Below are 21,976 nucleotides of genomic sequence, written 5' to 3'. Positions count from 1 at the left end.
CCTTTTGCACCCCAGCGGCTAGAGTAGTTGTACACAACATCCTGTATGATTTTATATCTTTATCGTGTGCAGCATTAATCAAATCTTGGTAGGTTGCACCTGGTGACTCTCATTGGATCACTGTTGGCTGCATTGCCGCTTGAAACATGATTCGCACCACCTCGGTTGTTCGAAGGGTCCGCATCAACGTTTTTTGCATTGATCAGCATTGATCGGCGTTACAACAATTACAGATGTTAATACAAGTATCCCCGTGACGATCTCTCCCTTCCTCTTTTCTCGTACAAATGATTATTCTATCACTCTCATGGATTATTTTATGTTTTTATGGAAGAATTCAGAGTAGAATATGTTGATTTATAAGGAGGAAATAGCGGATTTTATGTAAAAACTTCTTTTCTCTTTACGTGTAAATTAAACCTATTCGAAATCTCAGCAACTTAAAAATGATCAAGCAATAGAATTCGGTTGTGGAGCGATGCCCGCTTGTGTTTTATGGTGGGCAAAATTATTTTGCTCACCATTTCAAAGGTTTACTGATTACTTAAACGCATCCCAAAATTTCATTAGATCAATACTATTTGGTTCTCTCCAGGATCCTATATCTCTCTCTTATGATGGATCGAAAAATAGAGCGGATTTAAATAGTTCTTCGAATCACGCTTTTGGTTGCTGCCGCCTCAAAAATCGTCTCAATCAGCACCAATACACGGTGTACTTCTTCATTTTTGATCGCAATCTCCGCTTTTCCTTCGATGGTGGAGACAAAATTCTCATAAAAGCTTTCTGCAGCAGCAGGTATTTTCTCAATCGGGAACCTAAGGGTGGATTCCTCAGACGGCGGCGCCATCGTTTTCGTCAATCCTTGACCTGCTTGAATCGGCTTGGGTTCCACGTGAGCGACATCTGGGTTTCGGGTGACGATCTCTCCACTCAAATCCCAATCTCTAATCATTGCGGTTCCTTCAGTTCCTTTAATATACCAGCGCGGCAGCTTTACGTAATTGGTTGTACCCACTTCAATGACTGCGGTCAGACCGTCCTTGAACTCAATAAAGCTGGTAAAGCCGTCATCCACTTCAGTCCCCAAAATATAGCTAAGTGTAGCAGCTACGCTTTCTATTTTGCTGTCCGTAATCTGAAGCAGCTGGTCCAACAGATGTACTCCCCAATCCAGTAGCATTCCTCCTCCATACGCCTTTAGTTGCCGCCAGTCACCTGGGATGCCATTAGCCCCCTGAACTCGCGATTCCAAGTGGAAAAGATCACCCACGGTCTTATTGCCAATTATATCTTTAATAATTCGGAAGTCTTCATCCCATCTACGGTTCTGATGTACTGTAAACACACGATTTTCTTTCTTCGCCACCTCAACAATGTCCAATAAATCCGCGCTCGTTATCGTAACCGGCTTTTCACAAATGACATGTTTTCCGGCTTGCAGTGCCTGGATCGCGATTTCCTTATGAACATCATTAGGTGTTGCTATCAAAACAATATCCACGGCCTGATCGGCAAGGACGGCATCCAGGCTGGCATAGGTTTTATAGCCGGCAGCCGCAGCCAGTTCCATTCGGTAATCGACAATATCATATACACCGCCAACGGCAAGTTGCTGATTAGATTCGATCAATTGAACATGGTAGCTTCCCATGCCTCCATAACCGATAATGACTACATTGTATATACGATTGCCCATTTTCATCTTCCTCCACTCCTGATTTAAGCCCACCGCATATCAAGTGGTTGCTCATAGATCAATAAATTTTAATGTCCTCGTAACTCTCCCTTCACTTCATCGGATAGCTCTATCATACAAATCTCATGAAAAGCTTTCCTCCTCATTTCTTGCTGTTTTATTCCCGAATATTGTCCTGCGGTATTTCAATGGTGATGTTCCTGTTGCTTCTTTAAAGAGATGATGAAACGTCTTTACACTACTGAACCCTGCGGCCTCTGCGACCTCAGTGATCGGATTATTTTCATTCAACAAAATCCATTTTGCCTTATTCAGTCTGTAATCATTCAAAAATGCTACAAAGGTCATCCCCGTATTCTTCTTAAATAGCCTGGCGAAATAATAGGGACTGAACCCCATATAATCAGCGACATTCTTCAGCGAAATGGTTTCATGATAATGGCATTCCACATACTCAAAAATACGTTCCAGTTTATAAAGGGTGTCCTTTGATTGTGTTAAGGGTCTTTCAGAGATTTCAGGAAGCCTTGGCGCCATGCTTCTCGGCACTTCACGCATAATAAGAGTCAACATCTCAAACAACTTCGCTTTGATCATATAGGCATGACCTTCGTGGTGGTTGACGTTCTCATCATAAATGCTTTGAATCAGAGGAAGCATTTTAGCTGCTGTTTCTTCTGGCCAGTTCCAGCTTGATTGCTCCATCTCCGTAAATATAGTTCTAAGAGGGCGTTTCTGATCACTTAATGTGGAAACCTCTTGAAAAAAGCTCAGATCAAATTGAATAACCACCCGTTCGCTGTCGGGAGAAGCCAAGAAATAATGAACATCACCCCCATTTATAAACTGAACTTCACCTTGTTTCATGCGTATCGAAATATCGTTAATTCCCAGATCCAAGGTTCCCTGGGTCACATAAATAATTTCAATTTCTTTATGCCAATGAGGATAGCAAAGCACGTCGCCTTTATTAATAAAACTCCGGAAAGGAAAATGTCGGTCAAGCTCCGGGATTTCTAAATAAAAATTCATTTTGGTAGACTCCTTTTGTTGTAAAGTTCAAAAAAGCCGTACACATGACTATTGATAATTATGCTGCACTGCATTCCTTCTTTTCTTTTCATTTTTCTCCTTCTCGACTTTCGAAAAAATTCCCTCTCCCTTTTAAATTGTAAGCGGTTAACATTCTTTTTCCTACCCTATCAATCATAGTTGTATTAAGTAAAACAACTGTTAGGTATCCTTACTAACCTAATTTTGCAAACACAAAGTTATGCCTCAATTATGAGCGGTTTGGCGCCCGAAAACAATTTGGGCTGATCTTATTTCTCCCTTCCGCATGCAGTTTCTTCAGGTAAACTGGTTTCACCTTAACTGGATTAAGCAAATACGTGTAAAATTGTCGAACGATTATTTTTACATTTTTTATATAAATACGTGTGTACATTTCCAATAAAAAGGTATAATCTAGTAATGCAACAGAATCCATATAAAAAATATAGACTTATGGAGGGACGGACCTTGAAGAGACTATTCGCTTTAAGTTGTGCTTTCTATCTGTTAATCGGCATTACTAGTGTGGTGCTTGGAGCATTACTGCCGGTCCTACTGCCTTACTATGGACTGGGGTACAGCGATGGCGGATTATTGTTGTTCCTTCAGTTTTTCGGATTTCTTGTCGGTGTTCTGTTCTCCCCCTTCATGGCTCTACACATCGGTCGCAAGTCTATGCTGTCCATTGCCCTGGTTAGTATCGTAGCAGGGTATGCCATCTTGGGTGTACTCCCCTCATGGACCTGGGTTATCGTGATGACCATCTGGGTTGGCTTCGGCTCAGGCATCATTGAGTCGTCCATCGGAGCGTTCACGATTGAGTTCACCGAAGAGCAGAAAGCCGTAGCCATGTCCAAGCTGGATGTCTATTTTGCACTTGGTGCACTGCTCATTCCCGCAGTGGTAAGCCTGTATATCTGGCTTGGAGTGTGGTATTTGACCTTCTACACCATCTCCCTTCTGACGTTTATTCTGGGGCTGTTCTGGATTACCATGCCTACTTCCTCCTCTTCCCATCTTATTCAAGCAGATCTCCAAACCTCTGAGCGATCGGTCGAACAAGCCCGGTACTCTGTACAGCACCGTGTGTTACTGGGAATATTCATTGTATTTTTCTTTGTTTACATGGGGCTTGAACTGGGGCTCATGAACTTCCTACCCTCTATTCTGATCGAGACCCTGCAGATTCGGGAATCCGTAGCTTCGTTGGGTGTTAGCATACTATGGATTGCGATGATCATCGGCCGCATGTTCTCAGGGAAGATTGCAGAGTCCGCAGGATATATTCCTTTCCTGCTGTGGAGCGGAATCGGAACTTTCTGCTTTCTGGTCGCAATGGCGTTTGTCTCCAGTCAGTGGGCTACATACCTTCTGATTTTTGGTGCAGGGTTATTCATGTCCGGTCTCTTCTGTATTGCCCTCGTCTATGCGAACGTGCTGATTCCGGGAATGACCGAGAGAACGACCAGCATTCTAATTGCGTCAGGCGGAATTGGCGGAGCAGTGCTTCAATATGTAACAGGCTGGAGCATGAGCGAATGGTCGGTGACGTCTACCCTTTGGATTTTGGCGGCTTTCAGCCTAATTTTGCTGCTGGCGGTCATTTTCTCGCATCTGTGGAATGGCAGGAGCAGACGGGTAGTTGACTCCCTTGTCCATCAGGGCAAGGAAGGATGAGATTCTTTATTCTTGGGGGAGGTGAGGCCCACCGCTTTATGTAGTAGCAGGGCAGTACATTTTTTAAGGATGTACTTAATGAGAATGTATATTCTGATATGGAGGGGAACATCGTGCATACCTTAACCAAAGAACGCTTCAGATACGGAAAAGGCATTACTCTGATTGACGATTCGGGTAAGGAATATTTAGATGGCGTATCTGGCACCTTCAATCTCTCACTCGGTTACAATCACCCTCATGTCGTCACCAAAGTACAGGAACAAGTCGCCAATCTTGCCCACATGTCCTCATCCTTTACCGAGCCCTATGTCGAGGAAGTCCTGGATCATTTGATCCAGTATACGCCGAACGGCATTGACGCGGGATGGATGAGAGATATTACCGGCTCTACGGCGAACGAATGCGCTGTGAAGCTAGCCCAGAAATATACGGGAGCGCTCGATATAATCAGCCTGTATCTATCCCATCATGGGCAGACCCAGTTCGCAACAGGCATATCCGGCAACGCCTTCCGGCGGAGGAAGTTTCCCAACTCGGCTGCAGCAAATTCCCTTCATGTACCTGCTCCCTACTGCTATCGCTGCCCGTTTAATTCTTCGCCTGACAAGTGTGGCTATCAATGCGTCGAAGCCATATCGGATGCTATTGAGTATGCAAGCTCAGGTTCTGTGGCCTGTATGATTATTGAACCCATCCTGGGCAACGGAGGCAATATCATCCCACCTGCAGGATATTTTAAGCGTCTCCGTCAGCTGTGCAACGAGTACGGGCTGATCCTAATCGCTGATGAGGTGCAGACCGGGATTGGGCGGACAGGCTATATGTTTGCAAGTGAACTGTTTGATATCCAGCCAGATATCATTACTCTCGCCAAGGGTCTCGGCGGCATTGGTGTACCGGTAGCAGCAGTATTGATGCAGTCTCGTCTTAATGTCCTCGAGAAGCACGAGCACTCCTTCACCTCAGGTAGTAATCTAATCTCGGTTACGGCAGCTAAAGCCACGCTAGAGGTTGTGTCTGAACCCGGTTTTCTGGAAGCCGTTCGGTCCAAAGGAAGCCTGCTCGGAACCCTGCTGACGGAGATGGCCGACAAGCACGATTGTATCATTGGTGAGGCTCGCGGCGTCGGCTTGATGTGGGGACTGGAAATTGTCGACGAGGATAATGCCCCAGACGCAGTTAAGAGCAATGCGATTATCGACCGCGCTTTTGCCGAACAGCAGCTGATTCTCAGAGGCTCCCGTTACGGTTACGGCAATGTGGTCAAAGTGAGACCTTCCCTCACGGCTACGGAAGATGAGATTGTCGAAATTGCCAAGCGGCTTGACACTGTTCTGACCACCCTTCACTAACTATCTGCCTAACAGGCAAAAGGAGGAATTATTCATGCTTGCACTGGTATACAAATCGGCTTGGGATGTCGCACTTGAGGAAAGACCTATCCCGGAGATAAAAAAAGATAACGATGTACTCGTCCGAATTCGGGCGACAGGCGTATGCGGTACGGACCTAGGTATCATTAGTGGCAAATATCATGCCGTTCCGTCCACTATCTTGGGCCACGAATCAGCGGGGGATGTGATCGCTGTAGGATCAGCCGTCAGTTCACTGCAGCCTGGGGACCGGGTGGTGATTGATCCAACATACTACTGCGGCCAATGCGAAATGTGCCGGACAGGAAGACAGAATCATTGCACACACAAATCCGTAACCGAGACCGGAGTTAGCGCCGACGGTACGTTCACCGATTATTATGTGACTGAGGACCGTTTTTTGTACAAGCTGAAGGACCATATCAGCTACGAAGAAGCGACGCTGACCGAACCGCTGAGCTGTATGCTGACCGGAATCAACCAGATTCACTTGCTGCCGAACTTCACAACCGTTATTTTAGGCGCAGGTCCGATCGGGATTCTGTACAGTTATGCTCTTGCTTCGAAAGGCATAACTGGTTGCCTTGTTGACATCTCGGAGGAACGGCTCGCTATAGCGGATTCTATTGCTCCCGAACGGTGGTCCGCGCACGCCACACTGGAGTCGGCCATTCATGAGCTGGCTCCGTTAAAAAATCAGGTGGACATGATTGTGGATACCACAGGAGTGGTCGGCACTGAGGTACTAAGCCAGCTTGCGAGCGGCGGGTATTTGATGCTGGTGGGGCTGAGAGATGGGATAAGTTCGTTTAATCCGAAAGAGGTAGTTGACCGTAGCCTTAAAATCATCGGCTCGATTGATTCTCTGGGCACGTTCTCCACGGCGCATTACCTGATTGAGCAACAAATCATTCCCGCCAAAAAAATCATAACCCACTCGTATCCGCTTGATGACTACCATGAAGCCTTTAAGACGCTTGGATGCAATATCAGCGAGCGGACACTTCAGCCTTCGTCTCAGGCGATCAAGATTGTACTGCAATCTAATGGCTCCGGCAACTAAATTTAGCTACTAACAAGGGAGAGAATGGACATGACGAGCATCCATCATGTTACACCGACCAATAATGAATGCACAGGAGACCTATCAGCGTCCGTTCCGGTCAAAGCGGTCATTTTCGACATGGACGGGGTGTTAGTAGACAGCGAACCGATTTACTTTGAGGTCGAACGCAGCTCCTTTGCCCATTTCGGTGCGCCCATGACGGAAGAAGAGCATCACACCTATGTCGGAGTGACACTCGAATCCATGTGGCGTCAAGTGCTGAACAGGCATCAGCTCACCAATACGGTGGAAGAGGCCCTGTCCTATCACCGAAAAAATGTGATGCAGACGATGATTGCGCACGAGGGCCTTGTGGCGATTGACGGACTGGAGCGGTGGCTGGACTGGCTGAAAGAGAAAGGGATTCCGGTCGCGGTGGCCTCTTCCTCTCCACGGGCGCTGATTGATCTCATTATGGAAAAGACAGGACTTGGCCGTTACTTCGACATTCGAATCACCGGTGAAGAGGTATTGCAGGGTAAGCCTGCACCGGACATCTTCTTATACGCCGCCGAGCAGCTAGGCATTGCACCGGCTCATTGCATCGTTATTGAGGATTCACAGAACGGGGTCCAGGCAGCCAAAAGTGCAGGAATGTACTGCATCGGCTTTCACAACCCCGGCTCCGGCCGGCAGGATCTGTCCAGAGCCGATCGCTGGATTCTCAGCTATGACGACCTGTGGGCGATCAAAGAGAATCTACCGTTCGATGAGCAATTGCTTGCTAAGAGCAAGAGCTGAAAGGTACCGGAAGGTATACCCCCTTTATAATTATATGGAATCGTCCGATCTTTACTATGATTGAGGGTATTAAATAATGCCCCTTGGAATATACACGGGAGAATGTCATTTATCCTTCCCTGTGTGTACTCTAAGGGGCGTGCTTTGCATCCAAGTGGTCTAGTTGAAACGAGTAATTTCCCGGTTCAACACACAACTGTCGTAAAAACTGTCTTTTTGGCATATAACTGATCTCCTGACGGTTTTAAATCCTCTATTCGTATGCAGCAAAACTTATATAGAAAAATGGGGTGCTGTTAACACCCCAAACTGGATTCATCGATATATATCCTTGCTTCATCTGAACGGTAATTTTGCCCTATATTCAGCTCTTTCTGTCTTCTTCGGTAATTAGAGAACTGTAAGCCGGAATTGTAACTGTTCCTTTCTTCACCTTTACATCCTTTGAGGTGGAAAAGATCACTTTCCATTTACCCTTATCGAAATCTTTTATCTGCAAGGTAACCGACTCTCCAGACAGGTTATGATATACATACATTGTTTCTTTGCCTGAAGTACGTTTAAACGCGGTCACGCTGGCAGAACCTGCTTGTATAGGTTGCAGACTGTCGCTGCGTAAAGCTTCATGTTCTTCCCTCAGACGGATGAGTGTGCGATAGCTTTCCAGTAAGGAATCATCGTCCCTCAGCTGCGCTTCCACCGATACCTCGCCTGTGTTGTATTTGGGTTTCTCCCACGTCGTTTGACCAGGGCCATCTCCCTTGTACCAGCGCATAGGCTCACGAAGATACTCATCAGGCTTCTCTCCCTTCATGCCGATTTCTTCCCCGTAATACAGGAAAGGCTGACCCGGAAGCGTCAAAAGAATGGAAGCGGCCAGCTTGGCTTTTCGCACATCCCCGCCCAGTTCGCTCATGACACGGGTCTGGTCATGGTTGCTCAAGAACGGAGCATCGAGTGCTGCCTTATTATACGATTTGTACAGTTGCAGCGTTTTCTCGGCGAATGTCGCGATACCCTGATCTCGGCCGTTTTTCACGGAGTTCAAAATCGTTCCACCCAGGTCAAAATTAAATAGGGAGTGGAGTGGTCCGAAATAAGGAGCTATGGTCTCCGGTTTGTCCCATACCTCTCCTGCCAGATATACATTTGGATTCACCTTCTCCATCTCGGAACGGAATTCATTCCACCAGGCGATGTTCTTATCCGCACCATCCTTCGTCTGTCCTCTAAAAATATGCATCGCCGCGTCAAGCCGGAACCCGTCTGCACCCTGCTGCAGCCAATACTTGCCGACTTTGATCATTTCTTTGCGGACTTCGGGATTGTCAAAGTTCAGATCCGGCATTCCCGACCAGAATGTACCGTAGAAATATCCTTCGCCGTTCGGATTCTTATGCCATACCTGCTGACCCCACGAGCCCTTTTCTTCCAGATCTGTGTTCTCATTCGCCCATACGTAATAGTTGTGGTATTTGCTTTGTGGGTTGGCACTGGCCTCCTTAAACCATGGGTGATCGCTGCTCGAATGATTGATAACAAGGTCCATGATCACCTTGACGCCCTTTCGGTCCGCTTCTTTCATCAAGGTGCGGAAATCATTTAGACTCCCATACTGCGGGTCCACCTGATAGTAATCAGTTACATCATATTTATGGTAGCTTGGAGATGGATTTAGGGGCATAAGCCAGAGGCCGCTGACCTGCAAATCCTTACCCGAATGGGGTTTGCCATCGTTTAAGTAATCAAGTTTTTGTGTGATTCCTTTCAAATCACCGTGTCCGTCTCCATTCGAATCATAAAAAGAATTGATATAAATTTCATAAAATACGCCGCTTCCAGTAGAAACCGGAGGCTTATGTCTGTTCAATTCCTGCTCTGCCATTGCACCTGAAGCGAACATCGTGAGCATAGGCACCGTTAACATGGCGGTGGACAATCTTCTTAAGCGTTTGTTACGTGTCAAAACAAATCAGCTCCTTTGATTGTTATGGGTGCGCTTTCATTATAAATAGAAACAATTCAAAAAAAGGGGATATTTATTATCTATTATGGTGGAAAATATCGATCTTATTGTTATATCTCTGTATCAAGCAAAAAAAAGGAGCAGACTCTATATCTACTCCGCTTTTCATCCAAATCAGTTCAGGAAATATATCTTAATTTAATGCGTTTTGAAGCTCTGTGCAGCGAAGACTTTACCGAATTTTCACTCTTGTTTAAGATTCTAGCCGTTTCTTTTATGGAGTATCCTCGGACTACACGCAATTCAAGTACCGTCCTTTGCTCGGTATTACTTGCCATCAAAAGAATTCGATTGACCTCCTCCTGAATTTCAAAATCGAGGGTATCCCAGTGATAGTAGAGCAGCTCCTTACGTAAGTTGTATTCATCCATCTTTTTTCGTTTTCTTATTAAATCTATAGCTAAATTTTTGGCAATTCTCAGAAGATAAAATCGAATACGATCTTGAGGCAAGTCAGGTGCAGCTCTTATAAACCGAATAAAGCACTCATGCAACAAATCTTCGGCATCCTGTTTGTTATGCAATATCCTCAATAAATATCCCAAGAGATCTGATTTGCAAGATAAATATAGATCCTCCACACCTTTAATATCCATATTATTGCTTGTCCCTTCTGTTTTGTTTGGAATCGGCAAGTCACTTTATTGTCTTAAATTCATATCCCTGCTTTTTTAAATATCTTATGATTTCAGGCAAGGCTTTGGCTGTTTCTTCCTTCCCATAAGTGTCATGCATGAGTACCACTGCTTTTTCTCTAGTCCCCATGTTCCTTATGAATTCGCGAATTAATTGTTCAGCGTTCTTAGGTGCACCTTCTGCATCTTTAGGTAACACATTCCAGTCAATCTGATGATAATCCTTATCTTGTAGAGCATGGTCCAGTACTTCCATACCATCGGGATCATTTCTCTGCCATGTCATATGACCGCCTGGAAATCGAATCACTCTTGTGGAAAAATTCTGTCCCAATATTTGTTTTAAAACTTGATTTGTTTTTTCAATATCATTCATAAAAATACTCGAATTCACAGTCTGATTAGGATACAAATAACTGTAGTCATGTGAGTAGGTGTGATTACCGATAGCATGTCCTTCCTTAACCAATCTTTTGGTTATTTTTTAGTCACTTCATTTTCTTCCACTGCTTTTCCTACCACAAAAAACGTTGCTTTCACATTTTCTTCTTTAAGAATATCTAATATTTTAGGCGTTACGGTAACCGATGGACCATCATCAAAAGATAAATAGACTACTTTTTTACCGTCTATCCCCTGAGGCCGATGCCCTTGCATTTGCTGATTCAAGTACTTCTCAATAAATGCTGCATCTTCAACACCCGAAACATTTTTTAGAGGAGATTTGCTCCCTTTGGATTCGCTATTTAGTTTGTCGGTTGACACTGACTCTATTTTTTCTGCAAATTCAATTGTTTTTACTGGCTGTGGTTTACTACTGAATATGTCAAAAAGTTTTATAATAATTAAAACAATACATATGATAATAATAAACAGAAGCCTTCTTCTATTTCTCTTTATCCGATGAGCTCTCGTTCTATTATGCGTATAGCTTTTCTCCATAGTTTATGTTCCTCCAAAATCTAGAAGCTATTGACGGCTTTCATTTTGTGACCATGTGCCAATACAATTATTCGTATCTCAATGCATCTATAGGCTTCAAACTTGCTGCTTTATAAGCCGGGTATACTCCAAATAGGATGCCTGTGCCCGCAGAGCTAAGAAACGAATATATGATAGGCGAGATCGTAAATTCAATGGTCATATGTGCAGTTGCCTCAAGTATTTTGGATGCCCCTATGCCTGTTACAACCCCGATTGTACCTCCTAATAGACCAAAGATGACCGCTTCAGATAGGAATTGAATCATAATATCTCTCGGCTTGGCGCCAATAGCTTTTCGAATACCGATTTCTCTTGTACGCTCTATAACCGACACCATCATAATATTCATAATTCCGATTCCCCCTACCACGAGCGATATCGCGGCTACACCTCCTAGCAAGCTGGTCATGATATTATCTACACCTGAAGCAGCACCTGCTGCTTCTGACAGACTCATAATTTGAAATTGATCCGGTTCCGAGGGTTTTAGCTGGTGCGTTAAACGCAAGCTTTCCAATATGTCTGAACGAGCCTGATCCATCAAAGCTGGTGACTTGGCGGATACGTCCAATCCTGTAATGTTCTTCTCACCCAGACGGTTCATTATGGTTGTAGCAGGGATGTAAATTTGTTCATTAGTGCTGTAGCTTAATTTCGTTACTGGCTGAGTATTTAATACTCCAATTACCTTGAAAGGGATCTGTTTAATTTGAAACGTTCGTCCCAATACATTTTGGGTATCTCCACCAAAAAGACGTTGAACCGCCTGACTTTCAAGAATGGCGACATTCATGCGTTTATCCATCTCATCGTTGGTAAATGTTCTGCCCTCGGCAAAGGAAAACTTTTTGACTTTATAGAATGAAGCGGAAGTCCCTACAATAGTGGCGTTATAGTTGTATCGCCCCCACGTAGCTTTTGAATTGCTCGTTATATTTGGCATCAATGCATCTATGGAATTCTTTTGTTCCAACGCCTCGACATCAGCCCAAGTAAACGATGGAGTGTTGTCATAATCTATTTCACCATCGACCATTGTCATAGCTGGCGCAACCATCAATACGTTATTCCCTAATTTATTAATTTCCGCCTTTATGCGGGTTGTAGAGCCGTTTCCAATCGCCATAATGGCAATAACCGCTGCCACCCCGATAATAATACCGAGTATTGTTAAAAAGGAGCGTAGCTTATTGGTTGTTAAACTGTTAATTGATACACGGATCGTTTCCATTAAATTCATAGGCTTGCCATCCTTGATGAAATTCTTCTATTCATAATGCTCTCATCCCGCTCAATATTCCCATCTCGAAAGCTGATCAGGCGCTTGGCATATTCGGCAATTTCCAGCTCATGAGTAACCAAGACAATGGTTTTCCCCTGTTCATTCAAACCTTGAAACAGCTCCATAATCTCGACACTCGTCTTTGTATCTAGTGCCCCCGTTGGCTCATCCGCCAGCAGAATAACAGGATTATTCACCAACGCACGCGCAATGGAGACACGTTGCTGCTGACCACCAGATAGCTCATTAGGCTTGTTGTACATCCGTCCTGCAAGCCCAACACTTCGAAGCGCCTCCACAGCTCGTTCCCGGCGTTCCTTGGCAGGTATACCTGCATACATCATTGGTAGCTCTACATTGGCTAATGCTGTAGTTCGGGGAAGTAGATAAAATTTCTGAAATACAAAACCCAGTTTCTGATTTCGAATCTCGGAAAGCTCGTTCTCACGAGCATCTAAAATGGAATACCCATCCAAATAATACTTCCCCGTATCAGGATGATCGAGGCAACCAATGACATTCATCATAGTGGACTTACCCGAACCAGAGGGGCCCATTATGGCAACAAACTCACCTTCGCTAATAGATAAATCAACACCACGTAGAGCCTGAATCTCCTGACCGCCCACCTCATATATTTTTTTTAGTTCTTTAATTTCAATAACGCTTTTATTCAAACGAGCTTCGTTCATTGTGCCTGACCTCCATCAGGGTCCTGACCCTCTTGACTGCCATTCGGACCAGCACTACCACCCTGGGGCGGAATAACAATGGTTTCGCCTTCCTTGACACCGGACTTGATTTCGGCCTGATCCGCTGTATAGACCCCCAGCTTCACTGGTCTGAATTCATAATCTGCAGGGTTAGCCGGGTTCTTCGCTACATATACTCCATCCACTCCACCTTCGGATCTCAATGCGAACAATGGAACAGACAACGCATCTTTATGTTCAGCCAAGAGGAGTGATACATCCATGTTCATCCCTGGTTGTAGTCTTATCTTTTGACTATCCAAAGACAATTCAATTTTGTATGTAGTCACATTGGATTCCGTAACCGGCTCTGGAGAAACAAAGAGGACTTCGCCTTTAAATTGTTTGTCAGGGAATGAATTCGTGTGTAACGTAGCCTGGAGCCCAGTCCTCATTTTAGCAATGTCACTTTCGTTAACCTTGGCACTAACCTTCATAACGCCTGTATTGGAGTTGTTCATAACAATGAAAGGTGCTGTAGGACTGGTACCCACATCGCCATTAACCTTCAAAATAATTCCATCCCACGGTGCCGTAACCTGTAATTTGTTCAGAACACTTTTCTTCTGTTCCAATTCCGTTTCAGCCTGTTGTAAAGAAGCCTGTGCGGATTGAATATTGGAAGCATCAGGCGGGGACTGTGCTGCCTTTAATTGTATTAAAGCTGTTTTATAGCCCATTTCCGCATCCTCAATCGCCTGAACTTGTCGATTCTTTGCCTTCTTGTATTGAAGTTCGACATTATTCATATCCAATTTTGCCTTATCCAGGTTTTGCTTGGCCGTCGCCAGGTCACTTTCTGCAGCTGCATCATTCTGGACTAGATAAGTCTGGTCATCATAATCCTTCTGGGCTTTATCCAAAATCATCTTGGCCGCCACTTTTTGTGCTGCGACTTCTTCCAGCTCCATGGAATCCTTGGCTGTTTTAATCGCCATCTGCGCCTTTAGGACATTTGCCTTCTGGAGCTCAATATCACTAGACTTTGGTCCGCGCTTGGCTTCCTCCACCTTGGCTCGGGCAATCGCTACATTGGATTCAGCATTTTTAATTTGTAACTTGGAATCCGAATCATCCAAACGAGCCAACACCTGACCCGCTTTGACACTATCTCCTGCTTTAACATTGACGGCAATGAGCTTGGCACCCTCAACATTTGTAAAATTGATATTGACTTCCTTAGAAGCCTGAACGGTTCCAGTTACTTTAAGCGATTCGGTCATGTTTGTTTTCTGTACCTGTACGATCTGGTTCGCAGGACCCTCCATGGGCTTTTCCTGACTTCTATTCATATAAACAGTACTGCCAATTCCCGCTATAATAATCAAGACAAGAATACCTATGATCCCTTTCAATCTTTTTTTCCTTCTTAACACTTGCAATGCATCTTTCTTTTCTGTTTCTGACAATGTTATATCCCCTTAAAATGTATTTTTTCTAAAACCTATACGCTCCACGGTTTGTTTAAAGCATGTTGCAGCATTGTCATTTGAATAATGAGTTCATCCTTATTCCGTTCAATTTGCTTCACTTTTAACTGATTCGTGGCAACCTCCGTACCTGTGGCAAATCCACGTTCCCTTTTTTTACGAGATATGTCCAACACTTTAATAGCGTTCTGTAAATTACTTTGCATTTGTTCGTATTGTTCATCATTTTGCTGTAAGTTAAAGTAGAGACTCTTTAGTGATTCTGCCAATTGATCCTTGGTATTTTTGAGTCCACCTTCCGCTGAGTCTACATCAATCTGTTTAATTTCATAATCGTCCGTTCCCGAGTTCCATGTGTAATATTTAACTTCCATTTTTGCCAGCTTGACAGCCTCCTCCTGTCTCCATACCGAAGGACTCGCCGAGATTGCACGCGTCACAAGCGTATCCAAATTCGTGTTATCCATTTTCCGGTAAGCGGGTCGCTCAACCAGTTCATATACCGTACCTTGCGGCTGCCCCATTTGGGTGTTTAGCACCTCTAACGCTTTTTGCAGTGCAGATTTTGCAATCTCTACATTCTTTTCAGCTTCTAAACGAGTCTGAATAATGGTGCTTTGTTCACCTGGAGAAATTTTTCCACGGTTGGCTTTCGCCTCAGCAGCTTTTTCCTCCAATAACGCAAGCGAAAGTGCATCCTCACTACTCTTCACTTTGTTGTCAGCCAAAAGTACGTCGTAATAGTCCTTCATTGTGGTGTAGTCTGTCTGATCTTGAGCAAGTTCGATTTGCTTCTTGGATTCCAAATAAGAAACCGTCGATGAGGCATACCCCTTCCAAGCAGAACTACTAGCCGCGTCCTCTTCACCGTTGCCTGCACCTGCTGGAATGAAATCCAGATTCTTACCTGCATTTTTTAGGTTAATCCGGTTACGATCTATCGTTTGCTGGGCTTCTTTCAAACTAAAGCTATTAGACCGTGCCCATTGCTGGGCTTGACTCAATGTTAGTCTCACACTTGCATTGGAAGCCAATTGCTGCCCCTCTGCTTGAACAAAGGACCCTGAAAAAGAACTGGTTGATAAGGCCAACAACAATAAAATAAACACACTTTTTTTCATAGATATCCCCCTCTTTCTAAGTTTATTAAGTATAATAAATACGTTGTTATATGAATTACAATTCTTCCTCTACACTACAATTTCTTTGTATGACTCCCCATCAAGGAAATCGTGAATTGAGAGCTGCATCGTCTATAATCCGTGGAGATTCCAGAAAGGAGGAACCACTCCTCCCCTTCTGCAACTTTTTTACACACAGCTTATCGTTCCTTATAACATCTTCAAATCCAATTGACGAAGGTACAGGAACCGTACAATAAGAAAGGAAAAGAATTGGATTGCCCAAAAGCACAGCATAATCTGAATAAGCGTCATGCGAAAGGGTACTACATATATTCCAGATGGTTCTGACATAAATAAACAAAGCACTATTCCTATGGATGATACCACTAATGGCAGAAGAAATAAGAAAGCAATTTGTCTGGATGCAGCTCGTCTCATTTCTCTTGAGTTTAGTCCGATTTTCGATAAAGCTCGGTATATTTCCTCATCCCGTTGAAGATCTACATACAATCTGAAATACAATAGACTTACAGTGCTTGCCAACATAATAATGGCGATAAATCCGCCAATAAATTCGCTAATATTCAGATCCATCTCCGATGTCAAATAATCCACTGCTCTAGAGTTAAGCACCCCTTTATTCACCTTGTGGGCCAACACGGAATACAACCATATCTCCTGTTGAGTTTCTGAAGTATCTAAAGAAAGTTGACCATTCTTCCATTTTGGCACAAAGTAGTAAACAGATTTGTATGCCAATGGATCATTGAAATACCGTTGTTCAATTAAATGGTCGTAAGTTCGATCTGGAACAACAAGTAACCGTGCTAGTTCAGAGATGATGTTTTCATCAGACTTTAAGTTATGGTCCAACTTCTGAGTATCCATAATCTGAATATTCATAATCTGAGATTTTCCTTGATTGTAAGTTAGCTTTTTTTCAAAAAAGGTTTTCTGTTCTTCTAAAGACATCCCGTTTGAATCAAAAATGAAAAAGCCTTGATGATCCCGAATCGCTACTGCCTGTTTTAGTTCCTTAAACCTGGAAGCAAGAGCCTCATAATTGGATTGTTTCATCACAGGTGCGAGCTGTTCACGAAAGGGAAAGATCAGTATTTCACTTTTCGAATAATCCACCCCAGCCGTATAAAGATTTTGGTCAATCTCTTTTTCAAGCTCTATAGAACTTACAACATCAGAAGAAAGTGCAAATGAATAAGATTGCTCCTTAAGAAATCTTTTTTGCTGCTGCATAGAGTCAAACGTTGATGCTGCTCCTACACAGGAAATGATAGAAATTAGGGTAATTAATGAAAACAGCCCGGCATTATTCCTAATTTTGTATGTGATCTCAGATAACCATAATAAGCGTATTCCGCTCCAAGACCATTTCCTGTTAGCTTTAAGCAATTGAATGAATAGTACACATAATTGAGTGTAAAATAAGTAAACACCAATAATTCCCATTACAATTGTATATTTAAATGTGTCTCCAACTGAATAGTGTAATATATAAAAAGAAAGAGTCCCCAAACGATACGGTGCCAGATAAATGTAGGGTGGAAAGTCAATCCTCATCAAATATACAGCCGCTCCTATTAATACTATGGCAAGAAAGGACAGGCTCCATGAAGCTTTTAAATCCTTTTTTAGCTGTGGAACCTTGCTAAAAGGCTGCTGTAATTTAAAATAGCGTATGAAGAAAACAGACACAAATGAGATCAATATAAACAAAAACATAAAGCCCACCACGGTGAAAGCCAGTGCTTTCCAAGGAAAATAAAACGTTAAATACATTCTTATGACATTCGAGCCCAAAAGTAGAAAGAATTTCGCTGAAACAAATCCTCCGATAATCCCGGTAATTAAGGATAAAAAGCCTATAATTAGATTTTCATATGCGACCAAAAAATAAATCTGTCTGTGATGTGTCCCTAAAATGGTCAGTATACCAAATTCTTTTTTTCGTGCAGCAACAAAAATATGGTTTGTGTATAATACGAAGAAAAAGGAAAACACAAAAATCAACAGATCAGCAACTTGTAATCCCTTTTTTACATTAGCTGCTGTGATTGCATCTGAGACATCCGGGTGAAAAATAAATATCGCATATACGAAAAAAATCGAAATCATCAATGAGCTGCTTACATAGTAAGGTACATAAGCACGCACATTGTGCTTGAGATTATTCCATGCTAACAGACGAAAGCTCATGCGCATGTCTACTTCCCCCCAAAAAGGAGAGTATATCTATAATTTCTTGAAAAAATAATTGCTGACTATGACTACGATGGATTTCATTATATAACTCACCATCTTTTATAAAAATAACCCGATCGCAATAACTGGCTTCCACGGCTCCGTGTGTTACCAGCACGATTGTGGAATGATCCACACGACTGATAAGCCCCAGCATTTCCATCACAACACGTGAAGACATGGAATCGAGATTTCCAGTGGGTTCATCTGCGAGCAAGAGTGAAGGAGAGTGAATAATAGCCCTGCCTATAGCTGCCCTTTGCTTTTGTCCCCCTGACACCTCATAAGGTCGTTTATCCAAAATATCAATAATATCCAGTTTCTTCGCTACCTCTTCCAGTTTGTGCTCCATTTCCTTTAATCCTTTTTTATTCAGCATCAGAGGAAACAATATGTTCTCTCCCAAAGTGAGAGTTTCCAGCAAATTATAGTCCTGAAATACAAATCCCAGCTCTTTGCGACGAAATAAAGCCAGCTTATCCTTCTTGAGCTGATGTGGATTTTCCCCTTTAATACAAACCTCGCCAGAAGTCGGCATATCAATGGTTGAAATCATGTTTAATAATGTAGTCTTCCCACTACCAGACGGCCCCATAATGCCAACAAACTCGCCTTGTTTGATCGTTAAATGGATGTTGTTAAGGGCTCGGTAGGGAACCTTGCCATAGTATATTTTGGTGACTTGATCCATTCGTACAATCTCCATAATTCATTCCTTTCTTTTTCCTATGTCATGATCATAATCCATCCAGACAAGTGAAGCGATCGATTAACATTACAAAAACCTTAAATCTGTTGTAAGGTTTCTCATTTGCGAATTGGAAACAGGATTTGAACCGTCGTCCCTTCACCAACCGTCGATTTTAACTGAATGTTATGATTCAGTCTTTTGCAGATTTCAGACACCAAATAGAGACCCATCCCGGTTGATTCACGATACTTCCGCCCATTTTCACCTGTGTAATAAGCCTCAAATACCCGTTCTACGTCTTTTTTAGGGATACCAATCCCCTCATCCTGTACTTCCAACACAATGACATGATCTCTTACGTGAGACATCAGTTTCAGACTGTGGGCATGACCTGAAGAATACTTCACCGCATTGGTTACCAATTGGTTAATTATGAATCTTAGCCACTTGGCATCGGTTATCACACACAACTGCTCGTCCACTTCATTGGAAGGATAAATTTCGTTACGAATCAATAGTCTTTTGTTATCATAGATCACATCACTAACCAGTTTTCGTAATACAACAGGCTCCACATGAAAATCAGGTTCAAAGGATTCCAACCGTGACATATATAAAATCATGTCTAGTCCTTTTCCCATTCGATCAATTTCATCGTAAATCTGATCAGATTCAGGATCTATTTTTCCTTTGAGGATTAAATGAATAACAGCAAGAGGAGTTTTCATCTGGTGAACCCACTGATTGATAAATGTAATATGATCACGCTGCTGATGCTCTAACTGATGAATTCGAGACTGATACAATCGGTAATATTGTAAAAGCAAATGTTGCAAAGAAGAGGCTAACGGATTAAGTACCTTCATCTGAATAAGCTCATCTAAATCTCTTAGGTTTGCAGTGGATAATATTCGATATAAACCAGAGTACAGGACATATCGCAAGAGCAAATAAACCAGCAATATGGAAGCCCCAAAAAAGACGGAATACAGGGCCGTCGACCAGTTACGGTAACCATCCAACCAATAGATACTTAACACAAGAAAAAGTTGGATGATATTAAAAATCACCAGCGAAAAATGGTCACGCCAAAAAAGCTTCACCGTTCATCCTCCTCAGTCAAGTGAAGCCGATAGCCAGCCCCTCTAACCGTCTCTATGATATCCCCCAGTCCCAGCTCGCTCAGCTTTTTACGGACACGAGTGACATAAACATTCAATGTGTTCTCGCCCACATATTGGTGATCATCCCATAAAGCCTCTAAGAGATGAACTCTACCCACAACCTGTTTAGGATACGTCATTAATAGCTCTAGCAGTGCTGCTTCTTTCTGGCTAATTTCGACCTGCTTGTCATGGTACACAAGTTCCATAATATCGGGATATAGCGTCAAAGCTGACACTTTTAAGGAACGTGATTTTGGAGCAACGGCATAAGAACCATAGGCACGTCGCAGATTACTTTCTACTTTGGCTAACAGTACTTCGGGATAAAATGGTTTCGTAATGTAATCATCTGCTCCATTTTGCAAAGCAATGACCTGATCCATTTTATCATCGCGTGCAGACACAAAAAGGATGGGACATGTAGATTGAGTCCGTATTTGTCTACACCAATAAAATCCATCGAAACGAGGAAGATTCACATCAAGTAGTACCAAATCAGGCTCCACCTTTTGAAAGGCAACTAAAACTTGATCAAAATTTGAAACAATAACTCCTTGATAACCATACTTTTCAAGATAGGATTGGAGCAAGGAGCTGATTTGAGGGTCATCCTCTACTATTAATATCTTTTGCATTGTGTTTTCTACCTTCTTATTGCTTGAATTTTTAACAACTGATTTCTCTATAATGCCTTTATTTGATCATTCAAGCAATAACAACAATCTAATCCTCTTTGGTTGTAGATTTAGGAGGTTTTCGTGGTGGTGTATATAGAACCCCGGATAATATGCATGGTGCCAAATACCAGAGTGATTAACAATATAATTATAGTAACGACAACTATTACTGTTATAATGGTTTTTTTACGATTTTTTAATATTTCATTGAAACTTTGCTTTGGATCTTTCAAGTCTGCTCACTTCTTTCCTTGCCTAGCTATTTACCAGCATAATTAGTTTCTACATAACGAACAACAGTTGAATCTTACAAAAACATTTCTTTGCTGTAAGGTTTCTGATTACCTACAGACCATCCATCGTCGGATTGAACTAACGTATGTACATAACAAAACTGCCCGGGGTTGAGAATCTTTTTCTGATTCTCAACCCCGAGCAGTTTATCCTTTCTATCCTTTTACAGCCGAACCTACCGTCATCGCCCGCTCCACTTGTTCACTCAAGAACAGATAGACGAGTACCATCGGTAAGGAAGCCATAGTCATAACAGCCCCCATGGCTCCCCAATCTGTGCTGTAAGAGCCTTGGAAGAAAAGCAAGCCAAGTGGTAATGTCTTCATATTTTCATCAGAAATTAGAATATAGGCCAAAGTGAACTCATTCCAGTTGTTCAAGAATTGAAAAATGGCTACAGTCGCAATTGCAGGCAATGCAAGTGGCACAATGATTTTCAGGAACAGTCTATAAATATTAGCTCCATCCATGCATGCCGCCTCTTCAATCTCCTTAGGAATTGCTATAAGAAACCCGTAAAAAATCATGGACGAGAAAGGAAGGCCAATTGCGATATAAGGAAGAATAAGAGCTCCATACGTATTGGTAAGATGAAAATCGCGAACCAGAATCGCCAGCGGTATCATGATAACCTGCAGTGGCATAAACATTCCTATGATCATATAAGTCCGAACGGCAGAACGAAACCTCCATCTCATACGAGCCACTGCGAAGGCAAACATCAGAGCCAGTAAAAGGATGAACAGAGTCGAAATCGTTGATACGACCAGACTGTTCAGAAAGTAACGGGGAATATTAAACTGCGTCCAGGCATTAATGTAATTCTCGTAACGAAAATGCGTCGGCAGTCCAAATGGATTAGAGACAAAGATCTCATCGTTGTTCTTGAACGAGTAGGAAACCATCCAGAACAACGGGTAGACCGAAACAATAAAATACAACCACAGCGGTATCTGCAGAACAGCTTGTCTGAACTTGCTCAAAGCGGTTTTACTCATTTCGTTC

General features: G+C 42.9%; 17 protein-coding genes and 1 pseudogene. 4 read left to right on the top strand and 14 right to left on the bottom strand.

Features of this window, described 5'->3' with window-relative positions:
- Positions 1-640 precede the first annotated feature (640 nt).
- Both ACYCSE_RS22220 and ACYCSE_RS22215 read right to left on the bottom strand, forming a co-directional pair.
- Entirely contained in the window at positions 641-1,705 is a 1,065-nt protein-coding gene (locus ACYCSE_RS22220; RefSeq protein WP_069291929.1) for a Gfo/Idh/MocA family protein, read from the bottom strand.
- A gap of 117 nt (positions 1,706-1,822) precedes the next feature.
- Complete coding sequence (locus ACYCSE_RS22215; RefSeq protein WP_250268313.1) at positions 1,823-2,731, bottom strand: AraC family transcriptional regulator; 909 nt, start codon at positions 2,729-2,731, stop codon at positions 1,823-1,825.
- Between the two features lie 489 nt (positions 2,732-3,220).
- Here ACYCSE_RS22215 and ACYCSE_RS22210 point away from each other — a divergent pair, with 489 nt between their 5' ends.
- The 4 genes from ACYCSE_RS22210 to ACYCSE_RS22195 all read left to right on the top strand — a co-directional run bounded on the left by ACYCSE_RS22210 (position 3,221) and on the right by ACYCSE_RS22195 (position 7,651).
- A complete protein-coding gene (locus ACYCSE_RS22210; protein ID WP_459699951.1) occupies positions 3,221-4,429 on the top strand; it encodes an MFS transporter in 1,209 nt (402 codons plus the stop codon).
- 113 nt (positions 4,430-4,542) lie between these two features.
- Positions 4,543-5,784 carry an aspartate aminotransferase family protein gene (locus ACYCSE_RS22205; protein ID WP_069291926.1) on the top strand — a complete coding sequence of 414 codons (1,242 nt, stop codon included), beginning with the start codon at positions 4,543-4,545 and terminating at the stop codon, positions 5,782-5,784.
- 34 nt (positions 5,785-5,818) lie between these two features.
- Positions 5,819-6,868, top strand: a complete 1,050-nt coding sequence (gutB1, locus tag ACYCSE_RS22200) for a 2-amino-2-deoxy-D-mannitol dehydrogenase GutB1 (protein ID WP_069291925.1) — start codon at positions 5,819-5,821, stop codon at positions 6,866-6,868.
- A 30-nt stretch (positions 6,869-6,898) separates the two neighbouring features.
- Positions 6,899-7,651: an HAD family hydrolase gene (locus ACYCSE_RS22195; RefSeq protein ID WP_081330754.1), complete on the top strand. Its 753-nt coding sequence runs from the start codon at positions 6,899-6,901 to the stop codon at positions 7,649-7,651.
- Positions 7,652-8,015: 364 nt separating this feature from the next.
- Here the strand turns inward: ACYCSE_RS22195 and ACYCSE_RS22190 are convergent, their stop codons facing one another.
- The 12 genes and pseudogenes from ACYCSE_RS22190 to ACYCSE_RS22135 all read right to left on the bottom strand — a co-directional run bounded on the left by ACYCSE_RS22190 (position 8,016) and on the right by ACYCSE_RS22135 (position 21,969).
- A complete protein-coding gene (locus ACYCSE_RS22190) occupies positions 8,016-9,617 on the bottom strand; it encodes an alpha-amylase family glycosyl hydrolase (protein WP_459699948.1) in 1,602 nt (533 codons plus the stop codon).
- Between the two features lie 179 nt (positions 9,618-9,796).
- Complete coding sequence (locus tag ACYCSE_RS22185) at positions 9,797-10,273, bottom strand: RNA polymerase sigma factor (protein ID WP_459699946.1); 477 nt, start codon at positions 10,271-10,273, stop codon at positions 9,797-9,799.
- Between the two features lie 40 nt (positions 10,274-10,313).
- Positions 10,314-11,254: pseudogene (locus ACYCSE_RS22180) on the bottom strand (polysaccharide deacetylase family protein).
- A gap of 67 nt (positions 11,255-11,321) precedes the next feature.
- Positions 11,322-12,536, bottom strand: coding sequence for an ABC transporter permease (locus ACYCSE_RS22175; protein WP_069291922.1), 1,215 nt, complete (start codon positions 12,534-12,536; stop codon positions 11,322-11,324).
- Positions 12,533-13,270, bottom strand: a complete 738-nt coding sequence (locus ACYCSE_RS22170) for an ABC transporter ATP-binding protein (RefSeq protein ID WP_459699944.1) — start codon at positions 13,268-13,270, stop codon at positions 12,533-12,535. The genes ACYCSE_RS22175 and ACYCSE_RS22170 overlap by 4 nt, the downstream gene beginning before the upstream one ends.
- A complete protein-coding gene (locus ACYCSE_RS22165) occupies positions 13,267-14,739 on the bottom strand; it encodes an efflux RND transporter periplasmic adaptor subunit (RefSeq protein ID WP_459699942.1) in 1,473 nt (490 codons plus the stop codon). Before ACYCSE_RS22165 ends, ACYCSE_RS22170 begins: the two co-directional genes overlap by 4 nt.
- Positions 14,740-14,774: 35 nt before the next feature.
- Positions 14,775-15,881, bottom strand: a complete 1,107-nt coding sequence (locus ACYCSE_RS22160; protein WP_459699940.1) for a TolC family protein — start codon at positions 15,879-15,881, stop codon at positions 14,775-14,777.
- Between the two features lie 210 nt (positions 15,882-16,091).
- Positions 16,092-18,104 carry an ABC transporter permease gene (locus tag ACYCSE_RS22155; protein WP_459699938.1) on the bottom strand — a complete coding sequence of 671 codons (2,013 nt, stop codon included), beginning with the start codon at positions 18,102-18,104 and terminating at the stop codon, positions 16,092-16,094.
- Positions 18,070-18,849 carry an ABC transporter ATP-binding protein gene (locus ACYCSE_RS22150; protein ID WP_061830969.1) on the bottom strand — a complete coding sequence of 260 codons (780 nt, stop codon included), beginning with the start codon at positions 18,847-18,849 and terminating at the stop codon, positions 18,070-18,072. The genes ACYCSE_RS22155 and ACYCSE_RS22150 overlap by 35 nt, the downstream gene beginning before the upstream one ends.
- A gap of 101 nt (positions 18,850-18,950) precedes the next feature.
- Complete coding sequence (locus ACYCSE_RS22145; protein ID WP_459699936.1) at positions 18,951-19,937, bottom strand: sensor histidine kinase; 987 nt, start codon at positions 19,935-19,937, stop codon at positions 18,951-18,953.
- Positions 19,934-20,635: a response regulator transcription factor gene (locus tag ACYCSE_RS22140; RefSeq protein WP_459699934.1), complete on the bottom strand. Its 702-nt coding sequence runs from the start codon at positions 20,633-20,635 to the stop codon at positions 19,934-19,936. Before ACYCSE_RS22140 ends, ACYCSE_RS22145 begins: the two co-directional genes overlap by 4 nt.
- Before the next feature lie 491 nt (positions 20,636-21,126).
- The gene (locus tag ACYCSE_RS22135) at positions 21,127-21,969 is read right to left on the bottom strand and encodes a carbohydrate ABC transporter permease (protein ID WP_322175773.1); all 843 of its coding nucleotides are present in this window, start codon (positions 21,967-21,969) and stop codon (positions 21,127-21,129) included.
- Positions 21,970-21,976: the final 7 nt, after the last annotated feature.

It is taken from the genome of Paenibacillus sp. SEL1 (assembly GCF_054602535.1).
This window is presented reverse-complemented; position numbering and strand designations above follow the sequence as displayed.